This is a genomic window from Coleofasciculus sp. H7-2 (assembly GCF_042747725.1).
Classification (GTDB): domain Bacteria; phylum Cyanobacteriota; class Cyanobacteriia; order Cyanobacteriales; family FACHB-T130; genus FACHB-T130.
In genome coordinates, this window is record NZ_JBHZGO010000014.1 from 44,023 (window position 1) to 50,022 (window position 6,000).

The following is a 6,000-nucleotide window of genomic DNA, read 5'->3' on the forward strand; positions in this document are numbered from 1 at the left end:
TCGAGTCTTAAAGGACTTACTTAAAGGTGATTAACTGACTGCCATTGACTTCACACTTCATGAGTTCCTGTTCGTCCAGCAAGACTCGCCACTACGGTCGCTAATTCGGCTGGCTCCACAGGTTTAGGGATGTGCATCTGAAATCCGGCAGCGATCGCTCTCATCCTATCCTCAGCCCTAGCGTATGCTGTTAGTGCAATAGCGGGAATCTCTCCTCCTTGCTCTACCGACAGTGCCCTTACTTTCCGGATCAAAGTGTAGCCATCCTCTTCTGGCATCCCAATATCGCTCAATAGAACATCTGGTTTAAGAAGTTTGATTACCTCAATTGCTGATTCAACCGATGCAACGGCACGCACAGAAGCTCCGCACTCTTCGAGTACCGTGGTGATAAACACACGGGAATCAGCTTCATCGTCCACGACGAGTACCTGTAAGCCATCTAGCGACGGTGGGTCGAATGACACTTTGCTTCCCACCGTTGGGTGTACCCGTTTCTCCTGGCTTGTCTCCAAGCGGACAGGCATCAGTGGAAGCTTGAGAATAAATGTCGCTCCCTGCCCTTCACCTTGACTTTCTGCACGAACTGTGCCACCGTGCAGTTCCACCAAGTGGCGCACAATCGCTAGACCAAGACCGAGTCCGCTGTACGATCGGGTAATCGAGCTATCAGCTTGACGAAAGCGGTCGAAAACATAGGGCACAAACTCAGAGCTGATGCCAACCCCTGTATCGATTACTGTTATTTCAATATGGGAGTTAACTCGTTCGAGGCGAACTTGGACACGTCCTTCTTTAGGTGTGAACTTGATCGCATTGGATAACAGATTCCAGATTACCTGTTGCAAGCGGTCTGAGTCACCTGCAACCGGCCCTGCCGCCGGATCGAGTACGCTTTGCAGTTGAATCGCCTTAGCATCAGCCGCTGGACGGGCGGTATCAAGCGCTGCTGCAATGACTGAAGCCAGCTCAACCGGGCGGACATTCAGGCGCAACTTACCCTGAATAACGCGAGAAACATCCAGCAAATCCTCCACCAGCTGTGCTTGTGCCCTAGCACTGCGCTCAATTGTCTCCATCGCCCGCGCGGTAGTTGCCTCGTCAAATTTGCGGGTATTGAGTAATTGAATCCACCCCAGCATGGCATTGAGGGGCGATCGCAATTCGTGGGAGAGAGTTGCCAAAAACTCGTCCTTCATCCGGTTCGCTGACTCCGCAGCGGCGCGTGCCTCCTGTTCCGAGGCAAGTAGCTGGTTGCGTTCGTCTTCAGCTCGCTTGCGTTCGGTGAAGTCGCGCATGATTTTGGCAAAGCCTCGTAGCTGCCCAGTCTCATCTCGTAAGGGCGTTACCATCCCACTTGCCCAGAAACGGGTGCCGTCCTTACGCACGTGCCAGCGTTCATCCTCAGCACGACCTTCTGTTACTGCCGTTTCCAGTTCTTGCTTATCTGCACCGCACTCTATGTCTTCAGGTGTAAAGATAATTGAGACAGATTGACCCAGTATCTCGGCTTCCTGATAACCTAAAATGCGCTCTGCCCCAACGCTCCAACGAATAAAAAGCCCGTCTGTGTCGAGGAAGAAAATTGCGTAGTCTTTGACATTCTCCAACAACAGGCGGAACCGCTCTTCGCTTGCCCGCAGCGCTTCCGATCCCCACTTGCGATCTGTGATGTCAGCGACGATGTAAACGGCACTCGTGAAAACTCCACTCTCGTTGAACACGGGATCTGTGGTTACAGACAACCATCGTTCACCACACCGTAGCTCCTCGTTCTCGCGGCGACGAGTCTCCTGGACACGAATCAAGGGAGTTACCTCGACGCAACCCAGCGTATCTTGCATCAGCTGCTGATAAAAGCAACCGTCGATCTCGCCGAACGGTTTTCTCAGAAGATTTGTCATGGCCCTGTTAGATCGCAAGATTCTGCCACAGCGATCTAGTAAACAAACACCATCGCTCATGGCATCGAATGTCGTTTGCCACTCCTTCGCCATTGCCAGCGCCGACTCTTCAGCCTCTCGGATGCGGAGCAGAGCTTTCACAGTAGCGAGCAACTCTATTGGCTCTACCGGCTGGGCTAGGTAACCATCTGCACCACTCTCTAACCCTTGTACCTTGTCCTTACTCTCGACAAAACTAGCAGACAAATGCAGTACGGGAATAGAGGAAGTAGCAGGGTTTGCCTTGATCCGGTGGCAAACCTCAAACCCATTAATATCAGGAAGCTGCACGTCAAGGATAATTAAGTCTGGCGGTTGCTGTGCGACCAATTGCAGAGCCATTTCGCCGGTGGCAGCCTCTTGAACCTCAAACCCCGCTTTCCGAAGCATCCGATTGACGACATAGCGATTGGCTTCGTTGTCGTCTACGTGCAAGATAGTGATCGGGGTGCTATCAGACATGGTCTTCCTCTCCAGTTTCCAGGACTAGCCCAGCTAAAAGGAGTGCTTCCCGGACAAGAGCGATCGCTACTTCACGCGATGGGTTCTCTTTTGAGAGAATCGCTACTGTGCTTTCAACAAGTACCGAGCGCTCCTCTGGTTCAAGAAGCTTTGAAGTATTAATAATTACCGGAATATTTTTACTAGCTGGATTGGCTTTTAGCTGTTTTAAAACCTCAAACCCGCTCATATCTGGCATAACTAGGTCGAGAAAAATGCAAGCAGGATTTTCTAAGCGGGCGTGACGGATGCCTTCGCCCCCTAAAGTTGCCTCAATTATCTTAAAATCAAAGCAATTTTTCCGGGTGCTGCTACCCGTACAATCGGCTAAATATTGCTTGAGTAGATACTGGGATACTGGGTCATCGTCAACAATCAAAACTTTTTGCAAATGCTCTCGCTTAACTAAAGTATTGAGTTTTTCGAGAAGCGATAATCGTTCCACTGGTTTAACAAAGAAGGCATCTGCGCCTAAGGCGAGAGCTTTCTTCTCGTTGTCAACAACGGTGATAACAACGATCGGGATATCTCGTGTCGAAGAGTTTGCTTTCATCTCAGAAAGTAAATCCCAGGTATTTTGCTCCTCAAGCAAGATGTCTAATAGCACAGCTCGTGGCTTAAACATTTGAAATGCTTGTTTTACTTGCTTGAGCGATCGCGCTGGGATAATCTGATAACTTGACCCCGCAAAATACTTCTCGTAAATGAACAGCGTCTCTGGGTTATCTTCTACAACTAATACCGGATAGCGAGTCGCATCTAACTGCAGAGTATCCGTTTCAAATGCCTCCTCTAGATCGCCCCTGTAAACGAGTGGTATGGTGGCGAAAAACGTGGAACCAAGCCCTGGTGAGCTTTTGATGAAGACACCGCCTCCCAGCAACTCGGCTAACTTCCGCGAAAGAGGCAGTCCTAAACCTGTTCCTTTAACCCGCTTTTGAAGGTGAGAATTCACCTGAATAAATTCCTCAAAGATCCGCTCAGTATCCTCAGGTGCAATTCCGATACCTGTATCAGCCACAGAGAAGACGACGGTGTTGCTATCTAGTTCAGCTCTGACGAGAACTTCACCTTTTTCGGTATATTTTAAGGCATTAGAAATAAAATTTCTCAGAATTTGGGCAACTTTGCCCTCATCAGTGCGGAGCGTGGGAAAGCCAACAGGTTCTTTAAAAACCAGAGAAATTGAGGAATTATCAATAAGAAGTGGTCGCAGCATTCCTCTGAGAGTAGCGAATAGTTCGCTCACTTCAAACTCATTCGGATGAACGACAATTTTTCCCGCCTCGACCTTTGCCAAGTCTAAAAGGTCGTTCACTAACTCCGAAAGACCTTCAGCCGATTGACGGATAAACGTCACTTGCTTTTCTTGATCGGCTGTCAATTCACCATCTATCCGATCTAGCAGCAGTCTGGAGAGAGACATAATCGAGTTGAGCGGCGTGCGAAACTCATGGCTCATATTGGAGAGGAAGCGAGTTTTGAGTTCATTGGCTCGCTGTAAAGAAACTGCTTTCTCGTCTAACTCGGCATATAATGCCACAACACCCCGATTGGTATCCTCTAGTTCGCGATTGACCTGCGCCAATTCGGCTTGACGCTTTTCTAGTTCCGCTAGAGTGCGAAGCAGTTCTTGGTTCTGTTGCTGAATTTCCTCAAATGGATTTTGAGGCGCTCTCATGACTAACTCATCAACAATCTGCCCCAAGCGCTTTGCTGTCAAGATCGGTGCCAGCTTCGGCAAGGTTTTTCCCATCAGCACTTCTGTTCCTTGCCCTGGCTTAGACTCGATCTGAAACCGATCCATCAGCCGCTTGGTGCCAATGATGCCTAAGCCCATTCCGGTTTCTGATTTATACTGTCCATCCAGAATAGTCTTCAGATTGGCGATGCCCGACCCTTGGTCACGAATGCATATCAACAAGCTCTGAGGCGATTCGCCTTCCACCCGAAATTCAACTTTACCCCCACTGGCATATAGGAAGGCGTTGCGGGCAATTTCAGATACAGCAGTGGCAATGCGCGTCCGATCTTGAGAGTCAAACCCCAAAGCTTGAGCAATCTGGCGTGCCCGCTGACGGGTCATAACGACATCTTGCTCGAATCGTATTTCTATGGTGAGGAGATTGGTCATTAGTCAATTGCTAATGGCTAATAGCTAATTAATTTATTGTTCATTAGCCTCTGCTCTTGAAGCTTTTCAGCTTTCTTGGCGAGTAACCAGCACAGTTACGTCATCGCGACCTCGGTTGAAATCGCGGTACAAAACTCCAGCGATCAGGCTGGGATGCCTGGTTATAAGACCAGCATAGCGATCCAAACGCCACTGCGTACCTAACCCATCGGAGTGCATTACCAAAAGCCCTCCGATGGGCCACTGATAGACAAATTCCTGAATTTTGCGAACCTCATGTCCGACAGTGCCGTTGTGGGAAACCATGCTATAGCTTCCTTCGGGAGAAAAAACGCAGCCAGCGATATTCCCAACTCCGGCAAAACGAACGACAAGTCGTTCAAAGTCCACTTCAGCGATCGCTAAAGCGGCTCCACGAGTACTCCGGAGAGCCGCGTGAGCCGCTTCAATAATCTCTTTGGGACTTTTGTAGACATTATCTCGAAATATCCTCACGGCTTCTATGGACGCTTGGGCGGCTAGAGGGCCGTGACCCAAACCATCCGCGACTAATAGCAGACTGCGACCGGGCTGTTGGTCGATTGCCCACGCATCACCCGACACCTCCTCCCCTGTCATCGGCAGGCACACTACGCCAATCTCTAGATTGTTGTTCGATTGCTTTGCGGGTATTGAGCTAGCCCAGAGGTGGCTTAATAAAGCTGTGCCCACCTTTGGAACAGAATGAATCTCGAAAAAAGTAGAAAGCCGATTAACTGCCCCCAAACCATTTCCAGGAGTCCCTGCTGTAGAAAAGCCGTCGCGCAGACACTGGCTGAGATTGCTGATTCCCGGCCCTTTATCCAAGGCTAGGATTTCTATACCCGCGATCTCATTTTTGGTTAAAGCTTGTAACAGCAGCAGACCGTCTTTAGCGTGCAGAACCAGGTTATTGGCGATCTCAGTGACGACAATACCAACCTGCCCCCGCTCAGTTTCGTTGAAGCCGAGACGATGTGCTAGAGCGATCGCTATCCGTCGCGCTTCACCAACCTGACTAGACTCTAAAATGGGCAAAGCGACGGGATAGTTCATGATTAACTTACCTTATACAGCGAGAAGGCTCACACTGTACCTGTACTCAGGTCAGTGTTGAGATGAATTGCGCGTGAGTTGAGGAGTGTGGTCTGACCACATTTGAGCGCAGTGAGAACCGGGAAGACCACAACGACGAAACGAGCAAAATATTCTGTTTATATAACTGTCTAAATATATGTTACCATAAACTAAGAAACACGGTAAGGTCAGAACCATACTTCGACAGGCTCAGTAACCATGTACAGAGCAGTTAAAGTCAGAGTCTATCCCACTGATGAGCAAGAATCCTATCTAGCTCAATGTTTTGGTAATACTCGTTGGTTGTGGAATTATATGCTTAACTCT

Annotated in this window: 4 protein-coding genes; 1 reads left to right on the top strand and 3 read right to left on the bottom strand. The window is 49.2% G+C overall.

The features are described 5' to 3' along the window. Positions 1-50 precede the first annotated feature (50 nt). From ACFW2W_RS02410 to ACFW2W_RS02420, 3 genes are all read right to left on the bottom strand, one after another. Positions 51-2,405 (bottom strand): response regulator, encoded by a 2,355-nt coding sequence (locus ACFW2W_RS02410; protein ID WP_378172845.1) that lies wholly within the window; start codon positions 2,403-2,405, stop codon positions 51-53. Continuing rightward, a complete protein-coding gene (locus ACFW2W_RS02415; protein WP_378172848.1) occupies positions 2,398-4,578 on the bottom strand; it encodes an ATP-binding protein in 2,181 nt (726 codons plus the stop codon). Before ACFW2W_RS02415 ends, ACFW2W_RS02410 begins: the two co-directional genes overlap by 8 nt. Positions 4,579-4,644: 66 nt before the next feature. After that, positions 4,645-5,652 carry a SpoIIE family protein phosphatase gene (locus tag ACFW2W_RS02420; protein WP_378172851.1) on the bottom strand — a complete coding sequence of 336 codons (1,008 nt, stop codon included), beginning with the start codon at positions 5,650-5,652 and terminating at the stop codon, positions 4,645-4,647. Between the two features lie 240 nt (positions 5,653-5,892). Between ACFW2W_RS02420 and ACFW2W_RS02425 the strand changes: the two genes are divergently transcribed. After that, on the top strand, positions 5,893-6,000 hold a 108-nt coding region (locus tag ACFW2W_RS02425), incomplete at its 3' end, for a helix-turn-helix domain-containing protein (protein ID WP_378172853.1).

Coding starts and splice junctions, on each gene's coding strand:
- ACFW2W_RS02415 (WP_378172848.1), bottom strand. CDS start 4,578: ATGACCAATCTCCTCACCATAGAAATACGATTCGAGCAAGATGTCGTT.
- ACFW2W_RS02420 (WP_378172851.1), bottom strand. CDS start 5,652: ATGAACTATCCCGTCGCTTTGCCCATTTTAGAGTCTAGTCAGGTTGGT.
- ACFW2W_RS02410 (WP_378172845.1), bottom strand. CDS start 2,405: ATGTCTGATAGCACCCCGATCACTATCTTGCACGTAGACGACAACGAA.